Origin of the sequence: Streptomyces mesophilus (genome assembly GCF_040300965.1) — a bacterium.
Classification (GTDB): Bacteria; Actinomycetota; Actinomycetes; order Streptomycetales; family Streptomycetaceae; genus Streptomyces; species Streptomyces mesophilus_A.
In genome coordinates this window covers 1-24,611 of the sequence record NZ_JBEPEW010000066.1, presented here as the reverse complement: position 1 = coordinate 24,611, position 24,611 = coordinate 1, and the positions used below count along the sequence as shown (strand labels likewise).

Here is a 24,611-nt window from a genome sequence, read left to right as displayed (position 1 = left end):
CTGTGTCGATGGCACACTCGGTCCCATGCTCGAGACCTCGGCCCGCCTGCTGAAGCTGCTCTCCCTGCTTCAGGCGCATCGCGAATGGTCCGGCCCCGACCTCGCGAACCGCCTCGGCGTCACCCCGCGCACGGTCCGCCGCGACATCGACCGGCTGCGCGAACTCGGCTACCCCGTGAACGCCTCACCCGGCACCGGCGGCGGATACCAGCTCGGCGTCGGCGCCGAGATGCCACCGCTGCTTCTCGACGACGAGGAGGCGGTAGCCGTCGCGGTCGGGCTGCGCACCGCGGCCGGGCAGGGCATCGAGGGCATCGGCGAGACCTCGGTACGGGCGCTCGCCAAACTGGAGCAGGTGCTGCCCAACCGGCTGCGCCGGCGCGTGAGCACCCTCAACGCGTTCACCGTGCCGATGCTGCGGTCGGCCCGTGCCTCCGCCGTGGACCCCTCGGTCCTCACCGAGCTGGCCGGCGTCTGCCGCGACGCCGAACGGCTGCGCTTCGAGTACCGCGACCACGGCGGGAGCTCCACCCGCCGCACCGTCGAACCCCACCGCCTCGTATGCACCGAACGCCGCTGGTACCTGGTCGCCTGGGACGTGGACCGCGACGACTGGCGTACGTTCCGCGTCGACCGCGTCACGCCCAAGCCTCCGCACGGCCCGCGCTTCGAGCCGCGCGAAGCGCCCGCCGAAGACCTCGCCGCGTATGTCTCCAAGGGCGTTTCGACCAGGGTGTACGACGCCCAGGCGACGATCCGCCTGCACACCCCCGTACAGGAGGCGGAGCAGCGCATCTCCCCGTCCGCCGGGGTGCTCACCGCCGAGACGGAGAGCACCTGCATCCTGCGGACGGGGGCCGGCAGTCTGGACGTCATGGTCATCCATGTGATGCTCATGGGCTACGAGTTCGAGGTCCTGGAACCCGCCGAGCTGACCGAGCACATCAGGCGGAGTCGTGACCTCCTCGCCCGGGCTCTGGAACGGGGTTCGTCTCCCGCTGGAACGCCGCGAACTCCGGATGGTGCAGATCGAACGCCGGGGACTCCGAACGGATCCGGGGCAGCGTGACGAAGTTGTGCCGCGGCGGCGGACACGAGGTCGCCCACTCGAGGGAACGCCCGTAGCCCCAGGGGTCGTCGACGTCGACCTTCTTGCCGTACTTGGCGGTCTTCCAGACGTTGTACGCGAACGGCAGTGTCGACAGACCCAGCAGGAACGCGCCGATCGTCGAGATCGTGTTGAGCGCGGTGAAGCCGTCGGCGGACAGATAGTCCGCGTACCGCCGTGGCATCCCCTCCGCGCCCAGCCAGTGCTGCACCAGGAACGTGGTGTGGAAGCCGACGAAGAGCGTCCAGAACTGGATCTTCCCGAGCCGCTCGTCGAGCATCTTGCCCGTGAACTTCGGCCACCAGAAGAAGAAGCCGCCGAAGGTCGCGAAGACCACGGTGCCGAACACCACGTAGTGGAAGTGCGCGACGACGAAGTACGAGTCGGTGACATGGAAGTCCATCGGCGGCGACGCGAGGATCACCCCGGTCAGACCGCCGAACAGGAACGACACCAGGAAGCCGATCGCCCACAGCATCGGTGTCTCGAAGCTCAGCGACCCCTTGAGCATGGTTCCGGTCCAGTTGAAGAACTTCACTCCGGTCGGCACCGCGATCAGGAACGACATGAACGAGAAGAAGGGCAGCAGCACCGCACCCGTGGCGAACATGTGGTGCGCCCACACCACGACGGACAGACCGGTGATCGCCATCGTGGCGCCGACCAGCATCACGTAACCGAAGATCGGTTTGCGGCTGAAGACCGGGAGGATCTCCGTGATGATGCCGAAGAACGGCAGGGCGATGATGTAGACCTCGGGATGCCCGAAGAACCAGAACAGATGCTGCCAGAGCAGCGCACCGCCGAACTCCGCCTCGAACACCATCGACCCGAACCGCCGGTCCGCCTCCAGGACGAGCAGCGCGGCCGCGAGCACGGGAAACGCGAGCAGCACCAGGATCGATGTGAACAGGACGTTCCAGGTGAAGATCGGCATACGGAACATCGTCATGCCGGGCGCCCGCATCCCGATGATCGTGGTCAGGAAGTTCACCGCACCGAGGATCGTGCCGAAGCCGGAGAGCGCAAGCCCCATGATCCACATGTCGGCGCCGATGCCGGGCGAGCGCTCCAGGCTGTTGAGCGGCGCATAGGCGAACCAGCCGAAGTTGGCGGGACCCGAGGGCACGAGCAGCGAGCCGAGCACGATCAGGCCGCCGAAGAGGAACAGCCAGTACGAGAGCATGTTGAGCCGCGGGAAGGCGACATCGGGGGAGCCGATCTGCAGCGGCATGATCTCGTTGGCGAAGCCCGCGAAGGTCGGCGTCGCGAACAGCAGCAGCATGATCGTGCCGTGCATCGTGAACGCCTGGTTGAACTCGTTGTTGCTCATCAGCTGAAGCCCGGGGCGGGCGAGCTCGGCCCGCATCATCAGGGCCATCAGACCGGCGATCAGGAAGAACGCGAACGACGTGATCAGGTAGAGATGCCCGATCTTCTTGTGGTCCGTGGTCGTCAGCCAGTCGACGACCACCCGCCCCGGCCGGCGTACCGGAGCCGCGTCGGCGACCTCCTGCACGGTGTCCGTCCCCATCGCTGCCCCCTCGCGTCGTCACGTTCCGGGCCCCGAGCACTCGCCATGATGCTCGCGTCGACCCCGACTCCAACAGGGGGCGTGCACACGGGAGTACCTGCCGGGTGGCGCAGGTAATCGAGAGATCCGGGGAGATTCTGTACGGGAACCATGAATTCCCTATGGCCCGTCAAGTCGTCGGCGTGGAGCCGGGATCGCTATTACGGGGCAATCACGGGCGACCGCGGCCGCTGGAATTCACCGGACCGGGAACGGGCCGGGAACGGATCGGAAACGAGCAGAGAACGACCTTTACGAGTACCCGCATCGGCAATTCGGAACCCCTCGTTCGTGTGAAGAGCTGCGGGATAAACCGATGTAGAGAAGCTGTGACACAAGCGTGACCGCCGGGGGACAGGTGACGCTTGGTGTGCGCTCGGCGGGGGATGCGGCCTCCGCTTCCACACCGCGGCGCGGGCGCCTACGGTGGCCGTATGGCACCGATACCCACGCCCGGAGCGGGACCTCAGGACAGCCCCGACACCTATGTAGGCCTCGACGCGCAGCGCGCGGAGCAGCAGGCCCTCGAGCACGGTTGGCGCACGGTCAGAAAGCTGCCGCCGGGCGCCATCATCACCATGGAGTACCTCGAAGGGCGGCTGAACTTCGAGGTCGACAACGGCGCGGTCACGCGCTGCTGGAAGGGCTGAGGCACCCCGCGCGGGTCCGCCGGACGACGGCTTGGACCCCGCGTACGAACGGCGAAGGCCCCGGCTCGATGAGCCGGGGCCTTCGACCCGCGGGGAGGCTGTGCGTACCGGCCCCGCTGTCCGTGCGGTTCTCGATGCGCCTCAGCTGCCCGTGACCGGGCTCGCCGCGGTGGAGCGGCCGACCCGCTCCGGATGCTGCGGCCGACGGCTGACGACCGGGCTTGCGGGCGCGCGCTCGGTGCGGACCGGGTGTGTACGCAGTCCGCGCGCCGGATGCACGGTCGCGGCGACCGGCTCGCGTGCGGCCGGCACCTCGTCGTCGGCGGGTGTGCGCTGCGGGAACATGGCCGGCACTCCGGCCGGGACCGCGCCCGCTGCCGTACGGCGCTCGCGGATCCGGTCGCGCATCGCGAAGATCCACGCCTCGGCCCGTGCGACCAGCGGCTCGAACCAGGGCAGCGCGAGCAGGATGAGCAGACCCGCGGCCCAGCCCAGCATCACATCGCTGAGCCAGTGCGTACCGAGATAGACCGTGCTGAGCCCGACACCGAGCGCCACGATCGCGGAGACCGCCGACAGATAGCGGCGGGTGCGCTGGCTGGAGGCCAGATACGCGAGGATGCCCCAGGTCACGACCGCGTTGGCGGTGTGGCCGGAGGGGAATATATCGCCGTTGCCGAAGTGCCACATCTCGTTGGAACCGATGGCCGTCGCATAGTGCGGGCCCAGCCGGCCCATGCCGATCTTGGCGGCGCCGACCGTGATGTTGAGCAGCAGCAACGAGGTGCCGAGCATCAGCAGCGGCCGCAGCGTGTGCTGCCGCCAGGAGCGCCAGCCCAGCCAGGCCAGGACCATCACCGCCGTGGGGCCGCGCTGGCCGAGCACCACGTAGTAGTCGATCCAGGCGTGCAGCCCGGACCACTGCTCGTAGGGGCGGAAGAACATCAGCTGCCAGTCGAGCCTGACGAGCCAGGTGGTGTTGATGACGGCCACGACGATGAGCCCGTAGAACACCAGGGTCGAGCCGAGAAGCACGATCCGGTGCGGGCTCATCCGCGGAACGTCGAGGTTCTGCGGCCGCTCAGGCTCACGGTCCAGACGGGCGAAGAGCCGGTCCAGACGGGTGAGGTTTTGTTCGGTACGCACCCAATCGACGTTACAGCGAGTGAGCTGAGCGCTAGGCCGAATCAGTGGCTTTGTGATGACGATGTGATGTGGGATTGATCTCAGGAGTCCCGTTATTCCCGCGGTTCGTCGAAAAGCGCGGGACCTTCGACCCCTATTTCTTTGATCATTCCGAGACCGATTTAGTGGGCGGTCCGAATTCGTTCACCGGTAATCGGTGCCGATTTTCCCTGCCGATCACGGCGGGCCCGAGCCGTTGAGCCAAAGCGCCCCATACGCCGCAGATGCCGCGCCCACGACCGTGAGGACCGCCGCCGACCTGGACGTTCGCAGCCGCCCGAGAGCGACGGCGAGTGGCAGCAGGAGCGGGAAGGCCGGCATCAGAAGCCGCGGCTTGGACCCGAAGTACCCCGAGGCGCACAGCGCGAGCGCAAGGACGATCCCCGTGTAGACGAGGAGCGGCACCGGCTGCTTCTGCCGGACGCCCGCCACGTACAGCCAGATCACGGCCGCGACCCCGACGATCAGACCGATCCCGGCGAGCGCCGACGGGAATGACGTGAACTTGTCGCCGATGAAGCGCGCGAAGGCGTACCCGAAGTCGAAGCCGTTGCCCCACTGCTTCTGGACGTCCAGATAGCCGAAGAGCCCGCCGCCCGTCTTCTGTCCGACCCACAGCACGTACCCGGCCGCGCCCAGCGGCGCGAGCACCGCCCCGAGCACCATCCGCCAGGGCGCCCGCCTCTCCCGTACGACCACGAGGATCGCCGCGACCCACAGCGCCGCCACGACCGCCATGCCCACGGGCCGGGTCAGACCGGCGAGCGCGGCGAGCAGACCGGCCGTCAGCCAGTGCTCGCGCAGCACCGCGTACAGCGACCAGGCGGCGAGCGCCGTGAACAGCGCCTCGCTGTACGCCATCGACTGCACGATCCCGACGGGAAGGACCGCCCACAGCGCCACCGCACAGACGCCGGCACGTCTCCCGTACAGGCGGTCGGCGATCAGGAAGATCCCCCAGGCCGCCGCGAGTGAGGCCGGCCAGGCGACCACCATCCCCGCGTCCGCGTACGACAGCGGGCTGATCGCCGAGAGCGCCCGCTCCAGCCAGGGCAGCAGCGGGAAGAACGCGAGGTTCGAGTGGACCGTGCCGTCGGGCAGCGTGGTCGACCAGCCGTAGCCGTGCTCGGCGACGCGGGTGTACCAGAGCGAGTCCCAGCGCGCGGTGAGCAGGGTGTGCGGGCTCTTGCCGGTACCCAGGCACCACAGCGCGAGCACCAGGAGACCGAGCGCGCGCACCCCGGCGTAGACGAGCAGTGCGGGCGCCGCGTGGCGCAGCGCACGGGTCAGGCGTCCGGTCGCGGGAGGCCCCGCGGGGCGTTGATCAAGATCGGTCACGGGCTCGATTATGGGTGCCGCCACCACAGCGGCCCGAACCGGCGTGTGCCCTCTGTGCGTGTATAGGGCGAAGAGGGGTGGTGTACGCCACAAGCAGTCTCGTGTGCGCGTGAGAGATGGACCACGCGCACCAGCAGTGAACTGACGTAATCTGACGGCTCACTCGCGATCGCGCCGGTCGGCCCCACCCGACGGCTGCGTACGAGGACCCACTGGAGGTACACGGATGAGCGGGACGACCACGGCTGCCGCGCGGCGGCCCTCGGCCGTTACCAGGCTCCTGTGCCCCGAAGGCGGCGCCAACCGCTGGGTCGTCCTGATCGTCCTGTGCGTGTCCCTGGCGATCGTCGCGATCGACTCGACCGTGCTCCATGTCGCGGTCCCCGCCGTCACCGAGGACCTCAAGCCGGGCGGCATCCAGCTCCTGTGGATCGTGGACGCCTATCCGCTGGTGTGTGCGGCGCTGCTCATCCTCTTCGGCACCCTCGGCGACCGCGTCGGCCGCCGCCGCGTGCTGCTCCTCGGATACGGGCTGTTCGGCGTCGCCTCCGCGATGGCCGCGCTCGCCGACTCGCCCCACCTGCTGATCGCCGCCCGCGCCCTGCTCGGTGTCGGCGGCGCGATGATCATGCCCGCGACCCTCTCGATCGTCCGCCAGGTCTTCCCAGACCGACGCGAACGGGCCGTCGCCATCGGTGTCTGGACCGCCGTCGCCGCGATCGGCGCCGCCGCGGGCCCGCTGCTCGGCGGCTTCCTCCTCGAGCACTTCTGGTGGGGTTCGGTCTTCCTGATCAACATCCCGCTGATGTTCGCGAGCCTGTTCATCGGCCGGTGGCTGCTGCCCGAGTCCACCGGCGACCGCGACGGACCGTGGGACGTGACCGGTGCGCTGATGGCCGCCGGCGGACTCTTCGGTGTGGTCATGGGTGTGAAGCGGGCGGGCGGCGGTGAGGGCGTGCTCAGCGCGATGACCCTCGTGCCGCTGGTCGTCGGCGCGGTGCTCCTGATCCTCTTCGTACGCCGTCAGCGCCGCCGCACGCACCCCCTCGTCGATCTGTCGATGTTCGCGCGCCCCGCGTTCGGCACCTCGGTCAGCTGCATCGTCCTCGCCATGCTGGCGCTGGTCGGTCTGATGCTGATCGCGGCCCAGTATCTGCAGCTGGTCCTCGGGCTCTCCCCGTTGGAGACGGGCCTGCGGATGGTCCCGCTCACGCTCGCCGCGATGGCCGGCGGTCTGGTCGGCTCACGTCTGCTGCCGAAGGTCGGGCCGCGCGCCATGGTCGCCTCCGGTTTCTGTCTGACGGCGGCGGCCGTCCTGGTCCTCACCTTCCTGGGCCACGACGACAACCCGGCCCTGATGCTGGTCGGCTTCGTCCTGCTCGGCTTCGGTCTGCAGACCACGCTCTTCGGCAGTTACGAGTCGATGCTGAGCGAGGCGCCGCCGGGGCAGGCGGGCGGTGCGGCCGCGATCGGCGAGACCTCGTACCAGCTCGGCGGCGGCATGGGCATAGCGCTGCTCGGCAGCGTGATGAACGCGGCGTACGCGCCCGGGCTCGCGGCCGCTCCGGGCGTGCCGTCGGCGGCCCGCGCCTCCGCGGAGAACTCCCTCGGCGAGGCCTACGAGGTCGCCGACTCGCTCGGCGGCGGTGCGGGGGCGGCGCTGCGGTCCGCCGCGCGGGACTCGTTCGTGAACGGTCTGCACGTCACACTGATGGTCAGCGCGGGGCTGCTGCTGCTGGGTGCCCTGGCGGCGCTGCGGTTGCCGCGGGCGATGTCGTGCGGTGACACGTGCGATGCGGGTGACGGTGCGGTGGCTATTCCTTCGCCGGCTGCGTCCTGTGAGTCTTCGCTCTCGCCTTCGTCTTCGCGCTCGTCTTCGCGCTCGTCTTCGCGCTCGTCTTCGCGCTCGTCTTCGCGCTCGCGTGAGCGTGCGTCTGCGGAGTCGCGGGGCTGAGCTGGTGGCTGCGGTGGGTTGAGGGGCGCCTGCGGCGGGCTTTCTCCCCGCCCCGCCCCTTCCCGGCTGTGACATTGGCGGCTCCGCCGCGTGGGGGGCTTCGCCCCCGGCCCCCGCATCCGAACTTCGTTCGGATCTGCTCAAACGCCGCAGGGGCTGGATGGTCTGCTCAATCCCGCAGGGGCTGGGCCGACCGGGCCGCGATGGCCCGCGGACCCGGGTGCTAACGTCGGCGGCGCACCGTGACTACCAGCGCTAGTTTCGCTGCCCGCACCCCCGGAGGCCGGTCATGTCAGCATCCGCAGCACCCCCCTTCGACCCCCGCGACCCCCTGGGCCTCGACGATCTCCTGGAGGCCGAGGACCTCGCCATCCGGGACACCGTCCGCACCTGGGCCGCCGACCGCGTCCTGCCGCATATCGCCGACTGGTACGAGCGCGGCGAGCTGCCCGGCGTCCATGAACTCGCCCGCGAGCTGGGGGCCATCGGTGCCCTCGGCATGTCGCTCACCGGCTACGGCTGCGCGGGCGCGAGCGCCGTCCAGTACGGGCTGGCCTGCCTGGAACTCGAAGCCGCCGACTCGGGCATCCGCTCCCTCGTCTCCGTACAGGGCTCCCTCGCGATGTACGCGATCTGGAAGTTCGGCTCCGAGGAGCAGAAGCAGCAGTGGCTGCCGCGCATGGCGGCGGGCGAGGCGATCGGCTGCTTCGGCCTGACCGAACCCGACCACGGCTCCGACCCGGCGGGCATGCGCACGTACGCGAAGAAGGACGGCACCGACTGGGTGCTCACCGGTCGCAAGATGTGGATCACCAACGGCTCGGTCGCGAAGGTCGCCGTCGTCTGGGCGCAGACCGACGACGGCGTTCGCGGCTTCGTCGTGCCGACCGAAAGCCCTGGATTCTCCGCGCCGGAGATCAAGCACAAGTGGTCGCTGCGCGCCTCCATCACCAGCGAACTGGTCATGGACGAGGTACGCCTGCCCGCCGACGCCGTACTGCCCGAGGTCACCGGCCTGCGCGGACCGCTCAGCTGCCTCAGCCATGCCCGGTACGGCATCGTCTGGGGAGCGATGGGAGCGGCCCGCGCCTGCTTCGAGTCGGCGCTCGACTACGCCAAGTCCCGTGAGCAGTTCGGCAAACCGATCGGCGGCTTCCAGCTCACCCAGGCCAAGCTCGCCGACATGGCCGTCGAGCTGCACAAGGGGATTCTGCTCGCGCACCATCTGGGCCGCCGGATGGACGCCGGGCGGCTGCGGCCCGAGCAGGTCAGCTTCGGCAAGCTCAACAACGTCCGCGAGGCCATCGAGATCTGCCGGACCTCACGCACCATCCTCGGTGCGAACGGGATTTCGCTGGAGTACCCCGTGATGCGCCATGCGACGAACCTCGAATCGGTGCTCACGTACGAAGGCACCGTCGAGATGCATCAGTTGGTGCTCGGCAAGGCGCTCACCGGGCTCGATGCCTTCCGGTGAACCCGGGGACGGCACCTCTTGGCGAACCGGGTCGGTGGCCGGTTCTCTCCGGTGAGCAGGCCCTGCGTCAGCTCTGGTTGAAGAAACCGTCCGCCGGCCGGGCCGAGGCCTCGCCGTTGACGATCTGGGTGTTGGCCGGGGTCAGCAGGAAGACCCGGCCCGCCACGCGCTCGATGGAGCCGCGCAGACCGAAGGTCAGGCCGGCCGCGAAGTCCACGACGCGCTTGGCGTCGCCGGGCTCCATCGACGTGAGGTTCATGATGACGGGGACTCCGTCGCGGAACAGCTCACCGATGCCGCGGGCGTCGCGGAAGCTGTCCGGCGTGATGGTGCCGATCCGCCGGCCCTGCTCCTCGGCAGCCTGCGAAGCGACGCGGACCCGTGGGTCCGTGACCCAGGAGTTGTCCGTACGGGACTCCTCGACCGAGTCGACCGCGTCGTCGTATCCGTCGTAGTAACGCTCATCATCGTTGTCGTCGACGAGGCCAAGCCAGGCGCTTGCCTTACGTACCGATCCCATGGACGCCTCCTCTCACAGCGGTTCTGAACTCCGCACGTCCCCTATGGTCGTCCATGATGCTCAGCGGGCTCCGCGTTGACCCAGCTGTTTTTCGCTGCGTCAGGGGTTTGTGACGGTACTGGTGCAGAACGTACTCCCCATTCCCCAAGGGTCCTGACGGGCACGGCTGCTGACAGTGAGTGAAATAGTATTTGTTGTGGCGTACGGGTGATACCGGCGTGTCGTGGAGAACCTGTGGCCGATGCCTCCTGGTGGATACGATGCGGATCACTCCAAGCGACCTCACGGGGGAGAGTCGACGTGTTCGGAATCGTGCGGCCCTGCAGCCATCACCTCGGCGAAGGCCTCAAGACCCAATGGATGGCGCATCTTTGCGGGCTCTGTCTCGCGCTGCGCAAGGACCATGGTCAGTTCTCGCGGATCGTCACCAACTACGACGGCTTGCTGATCTCGGTTCTGACGGAGGCTCAGGCCGAGCGCAGCACCGACTGGCGGCGTACGGCGGGGCCTTGTCCGCTGCGCGGGATGCGGACCGCGTCCGTCGCGCAGGGCGAGGGGGCGCGGCTCGCCGCGGCCGTCTCGCTGGTCCTCGCCTCGGCCAAGGTGCGCGACCACGTGGCCGACGGTGACGGCCTCCTCGCACGGGGGCCGGTGGCCGCCGCCGCGCGCCGCGTGGCCAAGGGCTGGGACCGCGCGGGTGCGAAGGTCGGTTCGGCGGTCGGCTTCGACACCGCCGTCCTGGTCGACGCCGTGGACCGGCAGCTGGAGATCGAGGCCCTTGCCGGGCCCGGGACTTCCCTGCTCATGGTCACCGAGCCGACCGAGACCGCTACGGCCGCCGCCTTCGCGCACACGGCATGGCTGGCGGGCCGGCCGGGGAACGCGGGGCCGCTCGCCGAGGCCGGCCGGCTGTTCGGGCGGCTCGCGCATCTCCTCGACGCGGTGGAGGACCAGGCGGCCGATGCCGAGGCAGGCGCGTGGAACCCGCTGACGGCGACCGGGACCTCATTGGCTGAGGCGCGGCGGCTCGCCGACGACGCGCTGCACGGGATCCGGCTGGCCCTGAACGATGTGGAGTTCACCGAGCAGCGGCTCGCCCACATGCTGCTCGCACACGAGCTGCGGCGGTCCGTGGACCGGACGTTCGGCTCGACGACCTGCTCGCATCAGCAGCCGGGAGCCGGGGGTCCGCAGGGGTTCGGGCCGCCGCCTTCGGGGTTCGGCGGTCAGAATCCGTACGGTGACGGCACCGGCAATCCGTACGGCGGCGGTCCCGGGAACCCGTACGGCGGGGGAGCGGGCGGTCCGGTCGGACCTGGTGGTCCCGGTGGGTTCGGTGGCGGTCCCGCGCCCGAGCAGCCCAAGGGGCGGCGCGGGTTCTGGGCGGGCTGCGGCATGTTCTTCGTGGTGTGCTGCACCTGCCAGATGTGCTGCGCCGAATCGTACGAGGGCCCGTGGACGCGCAAGAAGCGCGAAGGCTGCTGCCACAGCTGCGACTGCAACTGCGGCAGCTGCGACTGCTGCTGCCCCTGCGACGGCTGCTGACGGACGGCCCGTCTGCTGACGCACCGGCTGCTGACGCACGGCCCTCTGCTGACGCACCGGCTCCTGACGTTGCTGCCTTCCGCTGACGCACCGCCCGTTGACGCCTGCCGGTCCGGACGGTGCGCCGGCGGCGGCGGAGGGGCCGGGCCCGTGGGAATACCGGAAGCTGATCTTGCGCTCTGGTCTCGTGCCGAAGGACCGCACGCGCCCCGCAGGAAAGGCCGACCGCCCATGAGCACCGCACCCACCGCCGCCGACGACTGGAAGCGCTGGCACGAGCAGCGCGTCGAGACCGTTTCCGCCCCGCACGGCCCGCTGTCCCTGACCGGTACGCACTGGCTGGCGGACTATCCGGAAGGACAACTTCCGGCCATTCCCGGGCAGTGGGCCGAGGACGGCGACGAGGTGGTGCTGCGGGCCGTGGCCGAGGACGGCCTCGCCTTGGACGGGAACCCGTTCGGCGGCGAGGTGCGCCTGGGGGCTGACTCCGGTCCGGCCGGCTCACGGGTCGCGCTCGGGGAGCGGCGGCTGATGGTGATGCGGCGTGAAGGGGAGTGGGCGGTACGGGACTTCGACCCCGGCTCGCCCGCGCGCCGTGCGTTCCAGGGCATCGAGGCCACGCCGTATGACGCCGACTGGTCCGTGCCGGGCCGCTTCACCCCGTACGAGAGCAGGAGCACGATTCAGGTCGAGAACGCCGACGGGAGGGCGCGCGGGCTCGGGCTCGGCGGTGAACTGGCCTTCCCTGTCGGGGGCGTCGAGCACACCCTGAAGGTCACGGTCGAGGAGGACGGCTCGCTGTGGGCCGTGTTCGCGGACGCCTCGAGCGGGCAGGGCAGCTATCGCTTCCGGTTCCTGCGCACGCCCGCGCCCGCTGCCGACGGGCAGGTTGGCGTGGACTTCAACCGCGTGACTCTGCCGCCGTGCGCCTTCGCCGACCACTTCATCTGCCCGTTCCCGCCGCCCGGCAACACCCTTCCGTTCGCAGTCGCCGCGGGCGAACGGAACCTCGACGGCCGGTCATCCGTCTGATCCACCGACGCGACCCCGGCGGCCTCCTCGCGTACGACAGGAGCCGCCGGGGCAGAAGTGCGTGCTGAGGCATACGGCCGAAAGGCGCCCTTGTGCCGTCAACCCGCTAGCCGAATACTCCCGAACAGCGCTTGTCAGGGGCACAACGTGTTCGGAATGCGGACACTTCCCCTGGCTGCGCCTCACGGGCCCGACCCCACAACACGGGCCCCCGATTCCCCTCGGGAGGAACGACAAGTGAGGATCAAGCGCACCACCCCCCGCAGCGGTATAGCGAGACGCACCCGCGTGCTCGCCGTCGGCACCGGACTCGTGGCTGCGGCGGCTCTCGCCGTGCCCAGCGCGAGCGCCGGCGAGACCGCCACCTTCAGTGCCGCGCAGCTCACCAAGGCGAGCAGCGCGATGCTCAAGGCGGACGTCGGCGGTACCGCCTGGCACATCGACTCCAAGACCAACCGCCTGGTCGTGACGGCCGACTCGACCGTTTCGCAGGCGGAGATCAATGAGATCAAGCGCGCCGCGGGCGCCCAGGCCGGCGCCCTGAAGATCGAGCGCACTCCTGGCAAGTTCAGCAAGCTGCTCTCCGGTGGCGACGCGATCTATGCGTCCAGCTGGCGCTGCTCGGCCGGCTTCAACGTCCGCAGCGGCTCCACCTATTACTTCCTGACCGCCGGTCACTGCACCGACGGCGCGGGCACCTGGTACACCAACTCCAGCCGCACCACGCAGATCGGCCCGACCGCCGGTTCCAGTTTCCCGGGCAACGACTACGGGCTCGTGCGGTACTCCAACACCTCGATCTCGCACCCGGGCACCGTCGGCGGCCAGGACATCACCAGCGCCGCGAACGCCACGGTCAACATGTCGGTCACCCGCCGCGGTTCGACCACCGGCACCCACAGCGGCCGGGTCACCGGTCTCAACGCCACCGTGAACTACGGCGGCGGAGACGTCGTCTACGGCATGATCCGCACCAACGTGTGCGCCGAGCCCGGCGACTCCGGCGGCCCGCTCTACTCCGGCACGCGTGCGATCGGTCTGACCTCCGGCGGCAGCGGCAACTGCTCCACCGGCGGTACGACCTTCTTCCAGCCGGTCACCGAGGCCCTGAGCGCCTATGGGGTCAGCGTCTACTAGGCACCACGTACGGTTCTACTGCAGCCAGCAGCAGCGGCCCCCGCCCGGATCCCGGGCGGGGGCTCGCCTCTGCCGTCCTCGTACGGTTGGATCACCTGTACGGATCGCCCGCAGGGGCGGGCAACTCGCCACGGGGGAACAGGACTTGGACGACCGTCAGCGCCGGGTGCGCCGCAGCCCGCTGCTCTTCACCGCACCTCTGGTGCTGCTCTGTCTGCTCCTGGTCGTGCTCGGCTGGGAGGTCGTGCGCGGCAACATCGCGGCCGACGCCCGTGCGCACTGGCCGTGGCGGCTGCAGCTGCTCGACATGGAGCCGCTCGGCAGCCTCCTCGCGGTGGCCTCGGGTGCGGTGTTCGCCCGCGCGCAGTACGCCCGAACGGTCCGGCCGGCTCGGCTGGCGTGCGGAGTGGGTACGGGACCTGATCTGCGCGGACGAGTACGGCTGGCGGGTCGGACTGGTCAACGGCGGTCAGGGCACGGCCGTGATCGAGAGCGTCGACTACCGCGTGGCCCGGCCCGGCGCGGACACGGGGGAGTGGACGGACTTCGCCGGGGTGCTCGCCCAACTGTCCGCAGCGGGGCTCGAGTTCGGGACGGACTACGGTCTGGAGCTGTTCGGCGCGGGCAGCCCGCTCATCGGCAGGGTGGACGAGGGAACGGTGCGGGCCGGTGAGTTCTCCAAGCGCTTCGTCACCGAAGTCGACGCGCTCCAGCTGCGCCTGCGGGTCGTGGACACCGTGGGCGACACGCACGAGCGCATCGTGGACTGCCTCAAGGGCGCCCGCCTGACCCGCCCCGACGTGGACCGGACCGCCTAGTCCCGCGCGGGTGGGGCCGTCAGTCGGCGAGCAGCCATTCCAGTACGGAGTCGAACGCGGCCAGTGCGCCGAAGTGCCCCGCCCCTTCGGCGAGCACCGCATCGGCGTGCGGAATGCGGCGCGCGAGCCAGTGGAAGTGACCCACCGGTGAGAACGTGTCCTCGGCCCCGTGCCACAGCAGCACACGCCCGCGGATGTCCGCCGGATCGAACCCCCAGGGCCGCGAGAGCGCGAGACAGTCGTCGATCCACCCGTACGCCGAAGTCGCCAGCGCCTCGCGGTAGTTGGCGAGCAGCATCGCGCGCACGGCCGGGTCCGCGACGACCTGGGCGTCGGAGGGGGAGAGCCCTTCGGCGATGCCCGTGAGCAGCCGGGACGGCTCGGCGCGGATCGCCTCCGCCTGCGGCACCAGCGAGGCGGTGAGCGCACCGGCGCCCCGCAGCGCGAGGGAGTACTCGCGCACGTTGTACGGAGTCATCCCCGCGAACCAGTCGAGACCCGCGCCGTCCCGGGGCGCCGTGGCGACCAGCGCGGCGGCTCCGGTGATCCGCTCGGGCAGCAGCGCCGCGCAGGCCAGCGCGTGCGCGCCGCCGCCGCTGCGGCCGAGCACCGCGAAGCTCCGTATACCCAGGGCGTCCGCGACCTCGGCGGCGTCCCGGGCGCAGTGCGCCACGTCGCGTCCCTCCACGCGGTCCGAACCGCCGTACCCCGGGCGGTCGTACGCGAAGAAGCGCACCCCCGGCCACCGGGCGAGCACCTCGGCGGGCGCGATCCCGAGTCTGCTGCCGGGGGTGCCGTGCAGGAGCAGGACCGCCCGGCCGTGCGGATCGCCCCAGTCCTGCGCGGTGAGCGTCCGTCCGTCCCGCGTTCTCACCTTGCTGATCAACGCCTGCCCCTCCCCTTTGCCCCAGTAGGGGAGTTACCGTCAAAAGGATCCCAAGACACGTCCCTTACGGACCCTGGGGGGCCGCGATGGTCGAGGAACTGGTAGCGGCGGGCGCGGCGGTGGCTTCCGCCGGTGCCGTCTATGTGATGGCCGCGGCACGCGTCGTCAAACAGTACGAACGGGGTGTGGTGTTCCGGCTCGGCCGTCTCAGGACGCAGGTGCGGGGGCCCGGGTTCACGATGATCGTGCCGTTCATCGACCGGATGCGGAAGGTCAATCTGCAGATCGTCACGATGCCCGTGCCCGCACAGGACGGCATCACCAGGGACAACGTGACGGTGCGGGTGGACGCTGTCATCTACTTCAAGGTGATCGACGCGGCCGAGGCCGTCGTCCAGGTCGAGGACTACCGCTTCGCGGTCTCGCAGATGGCCCAGACCTCGCTCAGGTCCATCATCGGCAAGAGCGATCTCGACGATCTGCTCTCCAACCGCGAAAAGCTGAACCAGGGGCTCGAGTTGATGATCGACAGTCCGGCCGTCGGCTGGGGTGTGCAGATCGACCGGGTCGAGATCAAGGACGTATCGCTGCCGGAGACCATGAAGCGGTCCATGGCGCGCCAGGCCGAGGCCGACCGTGAGCGGCGGGCCCGGATCATCAACGCGGACGCGGAGCTGCAGGCCTCGAAGAAGCTGGCCGAGGCCGCGCACGAGATGTCCGAGGAACCGGCGGCGCTCCAACTGCGGCTCCTTCAGACCGTGGTGGCGGTGGCGGCCGAGAAGAACTCGACGCTTGTGCTGCCGTTCCCCGTGGAGCTGCTGCGGTTCCTCGAGCGGGCGCAGCAGAACCTGCCGGCCGCTCCCGCTCCCGCCGCCCAGGCCCCCGGCCGCCAGGACGCGGGCGTGCAGCGGCAGGCGGCCCTGGGCGAGGGGCAGCAGGAAGGGTCCGCGGTGTCCGAGACGCGCCTTTCGCAGGACGTGGCGGCGCCGGTCGAGGAGAAGCCCTCCGAATAGCTGCGGCCGTGAGCAGGCCGAATCGTGCGCACCGGCCTGACCCAAGTCTGTACCACAGGGGCGATTTCAAGACAGGACTAGTCCTTACGCGCTGGTGACGGTCTGCTCGCTCGCGGTGTTTGCAGCGGAAAGCGACATGGGGTGACCCGCGGATACAACGCGCCGGGGGCGTACGCCCGTTGCCGAGCGGGAGTCCTGAAGTCGACCTTGTGTGCTACCAGTCGGTATCGGAATAGTGGTCGCCACAACACGGGCATGGACACGGCTTTTTCCACTGAGCCGGGCCCTGACCCGTACGCCTTCCGGTCCCGGTGGCCCCCACGCACCGGGACCGACCCCCCCACAGGAGGTCGTGAAGTTGAAGCACCGACGCATACCCAAGCGGCGGGCCGCGATAGCAGGCGCGGGCATCGCCGCGCTGGTGACCGCGGGATTGACGTTCCAGACTGCGAACGCGAGCCAGGAAACCCCCACACCTGAGCTCAAGACCCTTTCGGCGACGGCGGCCGGAAAGCTCGCCTCCACCCTCGGCGAGGATCTCGGCACGGACGCCGCGGGCACGTACTACGACGCGGCGAGCAAGACGCTCGTCGTCAATGTGCTCGACGAGGCCGCGGCAGGCCTGGTCGAGAAGGCGGGCGGCAAGGCCAGAGTCGTACAGAACTCCCTCGCGGAGCTGAAGAGCGCCCGTGCGACGCTCACCGACAAGGCCACCATCCCGGGTACGTCCTGGGCCACCGACCCGACCACCAACAAGGTCGTCGTCACCGCCGACCGCACGGTTTCCGAGGCCGAGTGGGACAAGCTCGGCAAGGTCGTCGAGGGACTCGGCGGCAAGGCCGAACTGCAGCGCACCAAGGGCGAGTTCAAGAAGTTCGCCGCCGGCGGTGACGCGATCCTCAGCGGTGGCGGCCGCTGCTCGCTGGGCTTCAACGTCGTCAAGGACGGCGCCCCGCACTTCATCACCGCGGGTCACTGCGGTCAGGCGGGCTCCACCTGGGAGGACTCCAACGGCGGCGCGCTCGGCGAGATGGTCGAATCCTCCTTCCCCGACAACGACTTCGCCCTGGTGAAGTACGCCGACGGGGTCGAGCACCCGAGCGAGGTCAACCTCTACAACGGCAGCAGCCAGGCCATCACGGCGGCCGCCGAGGCGACCGTCGGCATGCAGGTCCAGCGCAGTGGTTCCACCACGCAGGTGCACGACGGCGAGGTGGTGGCCCTGGACGCCACCGTGAATTACGGCAATGGCGACATCGTGAACGGCCTGATCCAGACCACCGTCTGCGCCGAGCCCGGTGACAGCGGCGGTTCGCTCTTCGCGGGCGACCAGGCCGTCGGCCTCACCTCGGGCGGCAGCGGTGACTGCAGCTCCGGCGGGGAGACCTTCTTCCAGCCGGTGACCGAGGCACTGCAGGTGTTCGGCGCAGAGATCGGCTGAGCCCTTCACGTACGGCGATAAAGGCCCCGCTTCCCTCTCAGGGAAGCGGGGCTCGCGTATTTTCCTCGTGCTTACGGCCAATCCCCAGAAATTCTTGTGAAAGTTTTCACAAGCTCGCAAGGGACTTTGGTCCCTTCGCGTATGCGCAGGTCGGAGTGCATTTTCATGAGGGCACTTTGATCTTGAAGGGACTTAAGGCCTGGCCTCTCAGGCCTTTATCGGCCCTCCAGGACAGCCGTGCGGGTGTCGAATTGAGGTGTCGAGGAAATCTCGGCAATCGGTCGCAGCCGCAGTGAAGGAGTACCTGCCATGCAGGCGAATGAGATGGTGGACGGGCTGGTCCAGGGAGCGCTCAAGGCCCTCGATCTGTTCGAGACGTACGACCAGGAGCAGGTCGACCACATCGTCAAGAAGGCCTCCCTCGCGGCGCTGAGCCGGCACGGCGAACTCGCCCGGCTGGCCGTCGAGGAGACCGGGCGCGGCATCTTCGAGGACAAGGCCGTCAAGAACCTCTTCGCCTGCGAGCACGTCGTCAACTCGATGCGTGGCCTGAAGACCGCCGGTGTCATCTCCCGTGACGAGCTGAACGGCATCACCGAGATCGCGGAGCCGGTCGGCGTCGTCTGCGCCATGACCCCCGTGACCAACCCGACCTCGACCACCATCTTCAAGGCCCTGATCGCCCTGAAGACCCGTAACCCGATCATCTTCGCCTTCCACCCCTCCGCGCAGAACTGCTCCGCCGAGGCCGCCCGTATCGTGCGCGACGCCGCGATCGAGGCCGGTGCCCCGGAGAACTGCGTGCAGTGGATCGAGACTCCCTCCATGGAGGGCACCGGTCTCCTGATGAACCACGAGGGCGTCTCCACCATCCTCGCCACCGGCGGCAACGCCATGGTCAAGGCCGCCTACTCCTGCGGCAAGCCGGCCCTCGGCGTCGGTGCGGGCAACGTCCCGGCGTATGTACACAAGAGCGCCAAGCTGCAGCGCGCCATCCACGACATCGTGCTGTCGAAGGCCTTCGACAACGGCATGATCTGCGCCTCCGAGCAGGCCGTCATCCTCGACAAGGAGGTGTACGCCCAGGGCATCGAGGAGTTCAAGCGCCTGGGTGCGTACGTCGTCTCCGCGGCGGAGAAGACCCAGCTGGAGAACTTCATCTTCGGCACCAGCGCCTACGCCGACAACGCCGCGAGCGCCAAGCTGAACCCGAACGTCGTCGGCAAGTCCCCGCAGTGGATCGCCGAGCAGGCCGGCTTCTCCGTGCCCGAGTCCACCTCGATCCTCCTCGCGGAATGCGCCGAGGTCGGTGTCAGCGAGCCGCTGACCCGCGAGAAGCTCTCCCCGGTCCTGGCCGCCCTCGAGGCGGGCTCCACCGAGCTGGGCATCGAACTGGCCGCCCAGATGGTCGAGTTCCACGGCCTCGGCCACTCCGCCGCCATCCACGCCGAGGACGAGGAGCTCGTCGAGGAGTTCGGCAAGCGCGTCAAGGCGATCCGCGTCATCGCCAACTCGCCCTCGACCTTCGGCGGTATCGGCGACGTCTACAACGCCTTCCTGCCCTCCCTGACGCTGGGCTGTGGCTCGTACGGCCACAACTCCGTGTCCAACAACGTCACCGCGGTCAACCTCGTCAACATCAAGCGGATCGGACGGCGCAACACCAACATGCAGTGGTTCAAGGTCCCGCCGAAGATCTACTTCGAGCGCAACTCCATCCGCTACCTCGGCGAGATGGACGGCATCAAGAAGGTCTCGCTCGTCACCGACAAGACCATGGTCGCCCTCGGCTTCGTCGAGAAGGTCACCACCATCCTGCAGTCCCGCGCGGGCGGCGTCTCGGTCCAGGTCATCGACAATGTCGAGCCGAACCCGGAGCTGGACACCGTGCAGGCCGGCGCCGCGATGATGCGGGACTTCCAGCCCGACACGATCGTCGCGCTCGGCGGCGGCTCCGCGATGGACGCCGCGAAGATCATGTGGCTGATGTACGAGCACCCGGAGATCGCCTTCGCCGACACGAAGGAGAAGTTCTTCGACGTCCGCAAGCGCGCCTTCAAGTTCCCCTCGCTCGGCGAGAAGGCCAAGATGGTCGCCATCCCGACCACCTCGGGCACCGGCTCCGAGGTCACCCCCTTCGCGGTCATCTCCGACCCGAAGGCCGCGCAGAAGTACCCGCTCGCGGACTACGCGCTGACCCCGCACGTGGCCATCGTCGACCCGAACCTGCCGATGGGCCTGCCGGCCTCCGTCACCGCCGACTCCGGCTTCGACGCGCTGACCCACGCCACCGAGGCGTACATCTCGGCGTACGCGAACGACTACACCGACGGCCTCTGCCTGCAGGCCATCAAGCTGATCTTCGAGAACCTCGAGGACTGTGTGAAGCTCGGTGCCAAGGCTCCCGAGGCGCGCGAGAAGATGCACAACGCGTCCACCGTCGCGGGCATGGCCTTCGCCAACGCCTTCCTCGGCCTGGTGCACGCCATGGCCCACACCCTGGGCAACACCTTCCACGTCCCGCACGGCCGCACCAACGCGCTCCTTCTGCCGCACGTCATCCGCCACAACGGCACCGTGACGCACAAGGCCACCCCGTGGCCGAAGGCCGAGGTCTACCGCGCCCCCGAGCGTCTGCAGGAGATCGCCAAGATGCTGGGCCTCAAGGCCTCCACCCCCGAGGAGGGCGTCGAGTCCTACGCCGCCGCCGTCGAGGCGCTGCGCGACCGCTGCGGCATCCCGGCCTCCTTCCAGGCCGAGGGCGTGGACGAGGACGCGTTCATCGCGGCCCTGCCCCAGCAGGCCATGAACGCCTACGCCGACCAGTGCGCGCCCGCGAACCCGCGGATGCCGATGATCGACGACATGAAGCAGCTCATGAAGCAGGCGTACTACGGCAACATCGAGGGTCAGCCGAAGGCTGCCTGACGCCGACGGAAAGGGCCCGCCCCCGGTACACACCGGGGGCGGGCCCTTTCCGTATGCGTGAGCCACCTACTCCTCCGGGTGCTCCTCCTCCAGCCGCGGGGCGATGAAACGCCCCATCGGCAATACGTTGCGTCCCCAGGTGGAGGCCAGGATCTGGCCCGCCAGAAGGTAGAGCGCACCGGCCGCCGCGAGCAGACCCGACCAGCCCGTGACGCGGTTCCAGCCGACACTGCCCGTGAAGCCCACCACGGTCATGCCGATGAAGGCCATCAGGACGCAGGTGAACGTGAAGAGCAGGGCGACATGGATGCGCAGCGCGCCCAGCCACAGCACGAACACCACGAACACCCATGGCAGCGTGAACAGGCCCATGGTGTCGCCGCGCAGCGCCGGGTCGAGCGCTGGCGTCACCCATTGCAGCATCAGCCCCTTCGCCATCCAGAAGAGCCCGAACGAACCGAAGACCGTGGCGTGCCAGGTGTCACCGCGGTGCGCCTGGAACAGTCCGGCGAGCAGCTGCGCGAGACCGCCGACGAAGAAGCCCACCATCGGCAGCACGGGGTGCGAGAGCTTCTCCGGGAAGACGCCCGCGTCGATGCCGGTGGCGATCACCGTGACGACGATGAACCCGGTGAGCCCGAGCGGCCCCAACTGGGCCTGCGCGGAAGGCTCCATGCGCTTGACGGAGAGCGCCTGGGCGATGGGGCCCGAGCGGGGCAGGAGGTTCACGAGCGCTGCTCCTCGGCCTCGGCCTGCAGTTCCTTCTTGTCCTGACGCAGCAGCGACATGACGATCGCCACGGCCGCCGCACCCACCGCCCAGCCCGCGAGCGTCAGGAACGCGCCGCCGGCGCCATTGCCCTTGAAGTACGCGATGGAGCGGGCCGCGAAGGTGCCGGCACCCGGTGGCAGGATCGGGCCGAGGTGCCGCCAGAAGCCCGGAAGCAGCGGATACGGGTAGGCGCCGCCGGCACTGGGATTGCCGAGCACCACCACGAGCAGGATCGCGAGACCGATGCCGACGATCCCGGCGAGGCCCTGGAAGGCGAGCGTGATCGCGCCGACCGCGAAGACGAGCAGGGAGCCGAGCCCCCAGAACGCCATGACGCTGCCCGGCAGCGCGCCGAGGATCGGCCCGGCGATCACCGCGCCGAGCAACCCCGCCACGACCGAGTACAAGGCCATCGCGCCGAGCCGGATCACCGCGCGCGCCGGGTTGGCGGGCTTGGCGCCCGCGCTGATGGCGAGGGCCGACGCACACAGATAACCGCCGACGCACCAGCCGACGACGAGATAGAAGGCGGACAGACCGCGGGCGTCACCCGTTGCCTCCGGGACCGCGTCCACGACCTTGAAGGTCCGCTTCTCCGCTCCCTCGACCTTGGCCATGATCTCTTCGAGGGCCTGGGACAGCGAGGCCCCCGCACCGCTGGCGACCAGGAGCTTGTCCTCGGTGCCCTGCGGGTTGATGATCAGCGCGCCGTCGACTCCCCGGTCCTTGATCCGCGCGAGCGCATCGGCTTCGGAATCACTGGCGCTCGGCTTGAGCGGCTTGCCCGGCAGCGCCTTCAGCCGCTGCACGGCCTGGTCGGTCGCCGCCTCCATCTGCTTCTGCGCCGCCGCGGCCCGCGCCGGATCGGCCTCGGCTTCGGCCTTGGCCTGGGCGGCGGGCACGGCGACCGTGACCGCGATCGGGATCTCATGCGGCTTCGGGTTGTGGAACGCGCCGATGTACGAGGCGATGAACGCGAGTTGTACGGCGAGCACGCCCAGCACAAGCAGCGCGGTCCGCACACTCACGGCGTCCTTGACCTCATGCAGGAATCCGGTACCCGGATCGCCGTCCAGTCCTCCACGTGGGCTCATGTCCCTACGCTCGGGCCGGTCCGCCCCGCGCGCAGCAGCGGCGGGGCCGATCGGGTGAGCGGGCAGAGGTTCAGCGCCGGTGCATCGTGTGCAGAGCGTCGACCAGGACCTTCGGGTCGTGGCCGCCCTTGTATACGGGCGGCGGCTGCTTGTCGAGGTGCAGGAGTCCGGCGACCGCGGTCCAGGCGGTGCGTACCGAGTACTCGACGGTGAAGACCACGTCGTCGGGGACCTCGGCGTACTGCCCGATGAAGGCGAGATTCGTGGAGCCCTCGGGGACGACCTGCGGCCGGTCGCCGGCCTTGCGGACCAGGAACTGGCTCGTGATGTACGGCATCAGGGCCGGCAGCACGATCGAGTTCTCGAGGATCTGCGGACCCTCCTCGAAGCGCAGATGGTGCAGGACCTCGTCGAGGATCTCCCGGCCGGTGCACTCGCGCATCGGCTTGCGCACGAAGTCACCGGGCTTGTCGGGGAAGAGGGCGTAGCCCCACCAGACGAAGGTGTCCTCGGGCTGCTCGTGGAAGTGCGGCTGGTGGTTGAGCACGATGGTCAGGAGCCAGCCCGAGTCCTTGAAGGTGATCAGACCTCCCTTGCCGGCCTCGCTGCCGGAGAACTTCTCCATCAGCCCGAAGAACGTCGGGTCCTTGGTGGTGACCGTGAACGACTCCCAAGTGGAGTCGTCGATCGACGAGTTGAACACCGACGGGTCGCCGAGCAGGCCGTCGGTGCGCTTGGCCGCGAGGGTCTCCCACAGCCGCCAGGCGCCGGCCGTCCCCGAGGTGTCCAGGGCGGGCACCCGGTCCGTGGCGCCGAGCGTGGAGTCCGCCGTCATCGAGCCGTTGGTGACCATCACCAGGTCGTCCGGGGCGAGGTCCACGGTCTCCTCGGCGCCGCCGCGCGTCCAGGTCAGGGCGCGCACGGTGAGCTCTTCGCCGTCGGTCAGGTCCAAGTCCGTGACAGTGGTGCCGAGTTGGACCGTCACGCCCTGGTCGGTGAGCCACTTCATCAGCGGGCGCACGATCGAGTCGTACTGGTTGAAGCGCGTCCGGTAGATCCCCGACATGGAGTCGAAGGTCTTGAAGAGATGCACGAAGCGGTTGAGGTAGCGGCGGAACTCGATCGCGCTGTGCCACGGCTCGAAGGCGAACGTGGTGCACCACATCCACCAGAAGTTCGTGTGGAAGAACTCCTGGCTGAAGCAGTCCACGATCCGCTTGCCGTCGAGCAGCTTCTCCGGGGTGCCGACGCACTTGACCAGCTCGAGCCGGTCGCGCTCCGAGAAGCCCATCGAGTGGGCGTCGACCACCTTGCCGTCCTTGTCGACGAGCCGAGCGTGGTCGTCCCAGGCGAAGTCCTCATGGAAGGCGAAGGTGTCCTCGGTGACCGACTTCGCCGGGTCGTCGAGCGAGGGGATCGAGCTCAGCAGGTCGTAGGTGCACTCGAAGTGGATCTCGAACATCCGGCCGCCGCGCATGGTGTACCCGGTCTCCGGAGACCCCGACGCGTCGAGGCTGCCGCCCTCGCGGTCCTGCTCCTCCAGGATCACGATGTCCGCCCCGGAGAACCCGCCCTCCCGGATCAGGAACGCCGCCGCCGACAGGGACGCGATACCGCTTCCCACCAGGTATGCCTTCGCCATTGCCTTACTCCTCTTCGCTCCCGACCGGTCCTCGCCAGTCTCGGGCGCGGGGGGGCGGGGGAGCAGGGGGGCGGGGCCGAACGGGTGAGCTGTCACGCCGCGTGGGGCGGCGCGGGAGCAGGCCGTGCCGCGGCCGGTCCGACCGCGGCCGCCCCGTACTTGTTCCGGGCCCGGTCGACGGCCTCCTCGATGCGGCGGGCCTTCTCGTCGACGGGGTCGAAGAGCAGCTGGTGGGAGGTGTGTTCGGCGGGGACGAGATCGTCGGCGCGCAGGGCGAAGGAGCGGACCCGGGCCCGTTGCAGGGCGAGCTTGTCGTGGAGCTCATAGGTGAGGGCCGTGAGCGGGGGAGTGTGGGCGGTGGCCTCGCGCAGCGTGCGGGTGCGGGTGGTCGTCGAGCGGTCGGCGTAGCGGACCGTGAGGGTGAGGGCGCGGGCCGCCTGGGCCTCGGCGCGCAGTTGCAGGCCGAGGCGGTCGGTGAGGGCGAGCAGGGCGGCGCGCT

The 24,611-nt window shown here is 69.4% G+C and carries 19 protein-coding genes and 1 pseudogene; 11 read left to right on the top strand and 9 right to left on the bottom strand.

Features of this window, described 5'->3' with window-relative positions; all coding sequences use genetic code 11:
• Positions 1-25: 25 nt before the first annotated feature.
• Positions 26-1,069, top strand: coding sequence for a helix-turn-helix transcriptional regulator (locus ABT367_RS22780; protein ID WP_352254916.1), 1,044 nt, complete (start codon positions 26-28; stop codon positions 1,067-1,069).
• Here the strand turns inward: ABT367_RS22780 and ctaD are convergent.
• Positions 966-2,642 (bottom strand): annotated as a pseudogene (ctaD, locus tag ABT367_RS22775) (aa3-type cytochrome oxidase subunit I); the annotation flags it as partial. The gene ABT367_RS22780 and the pseudogene ctaD overlap by 104 nt on opposite strands.
• Before the next feature lie 473 nt (positions 2,643-3,115).
• On the opposite strand from ctaD, the gene ABT367_RS22770 reads away from it, so the two are divergent.
• Complete coding sequence (locus ABT367_RS22770) at positions 3,116-3,331, top strand: I78 family peptidase inhibitor (protein ID WP_352254915.1); 216 nt, start codon at positions 3,116-3,118, stop codon at positions 3,329-3,331.
• A 141-nt stretch (positions 3,332-3,472) separates the two neighbouring features.
• On the opposite strand, the gene ABT367_RS22765 is transcribed toward ABT367_RS22770, so the two are convergent.
• Both ABT367_RS22765 and ABT367_RS22760 read right to left on the bottom strand, forming a co-directional pair.
• The gene (locus ABT367_RS22765; protein ID WP_352254914.1) at positions 3,473-4,477 is read right to left on the bottom strand and encodes a phosphatase PAP2 family protein; all 1,005 of its coding nucleotides are present in this window, start codon (positions 4,475-4,477) and stop codon (positions 3,473-3,475) included.
• Between the two features lie 216 nt (positions 4,478-4,693).
• On the bottom strand, positions 4,694-5,854 hold the full coding sequence (locus ABT367_RS22760; protein ID WP_352254913.1) for a hypothetical protein: 1,161 nt from the start codon (positions 5,852-5,854) through the stop codon (positions 4,694-4,696).
• A gap of 226 nt (positions 5,855-6,080) precedes the next feature.
• Between ABT367_RS22760 and ABT367_RS22755 the strand changes: the two genes are divergently transcribed.
• Entirely contained in the window at positions 6,081-7,808 is a 1,728-nt protein-coding gene (locus tag ABT367_RS22755; protein ID WP_352254911.1) for an MFS transporter, read from the top strand.
• Positions 7,809-8,097: 289 nt separating this feature from the next.
• Entirely contained in the window at positions 8,098-9,285 is a 1,188-nt protein-coding gene (locus ABT367_RS22750; protein WP_352254910.1) for an acyl-CoA dehydrogenase family protein, read from the top strand.
• 67 nt (positions 9,286-9,352) lie between these two features.
• Here the strand turns inward: ABT367_RS22750 and ABT367_RS22745 are convergent, their stop codons facing one another.
• Positions 9,353-9,805, bottom strand: coding sequence for a cell division protein SepF (locus ABT367_RS22745; RefSeq protein WP_352254909.1), 453 nt, complete (start codon positions 9,803-9,805; stop codon positions 9,353-9,355).
• 300 nt (positions 9,806-10,105) lie between these two features.
• On the opposite strand from ABT367_RS22745, the gene ABT367_RS22740 reads away from it, so the two are divergent.
• From ABT367_RS22740 to ABT367_RS22725, 4 genes are all read left to right on the top strand, one after another.
• Positions 10,106-11,350 carry a DUF5685 family protein gene (locus tag ABT367_RS22740; protein WP_352254908.1) on the top strand — a complete coding sequence of 415 codons (1,245 nt, stop codon included), beginning with the start codon at positions 10,106-10,108 and terminating at the stop codon, positions 11,348-11,350.
• Positions 11,351-11,581: 231 nt separating this feature from the next.
• On the top strand, positions 11,582-12,382 hold the full coding sequence (locus ABT367_RS22735) for a DUF1684 domain-containing protein (RefSeq protein WP_352254907.1): 801 nt from the start codon (positions 11,582-11,584) through the stop codon (positions 12,380-12,382).
• A 237-nt stretch (positions 12,383-12,619) separates the two neighbouring features.
• Positions 12,620-13,519: a S1 family peptidase gene (locus ABT367_RS22730; protein WP_352254906.1), complete on the top strand. Its 900-nt coding sequence runs from the start codon at positions 12,620-12,622 to the stop codon at positions 13,517-13,519.
• A 344-nt stretch (positions 13,520-13,863) separates the two neighbouring features.
• Positions 13,864-14,337, top strand: a complete 474-nt coding sequence (locus tag ABT367_RS22725) for a hypothetical protein (protein ID WP_352254905.1) — start codon at positions 13,864-13,866, stop codon at positions 14,335-14,337.
• 19 nt (positions 14,338-14,356) lie between these two features.
• Here ABT367_RS22725 and ABT367_RS22720 read toward each other — a convergent pair whose 3' ends face one another.
• A complete protein-coding gene (locus ABT367_RS22720; RefSeq protein WP_352254904.1) occupies positions 14,357-15,223 on the bottom strand; it encodes an alpha/beta fold hydrolase in 867 nt (288 codons plus the stop codon).
• A gap of 86 nt (positions 15,224-15,309) precedes the next feature.
• Between ABT367_RS22720 and ABT367_RS22715 the strand changes: the two genes are divergently transcribed.
• The 3 genes from ABT367_RS22715 (at position 15,310) to adhE (ending at position 20,605) form a co-directional block, all read left to right on the top strand.
• Positions 15,310-16,236 carry a slipin family protein gene (locus ABT367_RS22715; RefSeq protein WP_352254903.1) on the top strand — a complete coding sequence of 309 codons (927 nt, stop codon included), beginning with the start codon at positions 15,310-15,312 and terminating at the stop codon, positions 16,234-16,236.
• Between the two features lie 358 nt (positions 16,237-16,594).
• The gene (locus ABT367_RS22710) at positions 16,595-17,677 is read left to right on the top strand and encodes a S1 family peptidase (protein WP_352254933.1); all 1,083 of its coding nucleotides are present in this window, start codon (positions 16,595-16,597) and stop codon (positions 17,675-17,677) included.
• A gap of 309 nt (positions 17,678-17,986) precedes the next feature.
• Positions 17,987-20,605, top strand: a complete 2,619-nt coding sequence (gene adhE, locus ABT367_RS22705) for a bifunctional acetaldehyde-CoA/alcohol dehydrogenase (RefSeq protein WP_352254902.1) — start codon at positions 17,987-17,989, stop codon at positions 20,603-20,605.
• Between the two features lie 66 nt (positions 20,606-20,671).
• On the opposite strand, the gene ABT367_RS22700 is transcribed toward adhE, so the two are convergent.
• The 4 genes from ABT367_RS22700 to ABT367_RS22685 all read right to left on the bottom strand — a co-directional run.
• Positions 20,672-21,334 carry an acetate uptake transporter gene (locus tag ABT367_RS22700; RefSeq protein ID WP_352254901.1) on the bottom strand — a complete coding sequence of 221 codons (663 nt, stop codon included), beginning with the start codon at positions 21,332-21,334 and terminating at the stop codon, positions 20,672-20,674.
• Complete coding sequence (locus ABT367_RS22695; protein ID WP_352254900.1) at positions 21,331-22,470, bottom strand: DUF3533 domain-containing protein; 1,140 nt, start codon at positions 22,468-22,470, stop codon at positions 21,331-21,333. The genes ABT367_RS22700 and ABT367_RS22695 overlap by 4 nt, the downstream gene beginning before the upstream one ends.
• A 70-nt stretch (positions 22,471-22,540) precedes the next feature.
• Positions 22,541-24,112, bottom strand: a complete 1,572-nt coding sequence (locus tag ABT367_RS22690) for an oleate hydratase (RefSeq protein ID WP_352254899.1) — start codon at positions 24,110-24,112, stop codon at positions 22,541-22,543.
• 92 nt (positions 24,113-24,204) lie between these two features.
• Positions 24,205-24,611 (bottom strand): DinB/UmuC family translesion DNA polymerase (locus ABT367_RS22685; protein WP_434975513.1); only part of this gene is annotated, 407 nt, incomplete at its 5' end.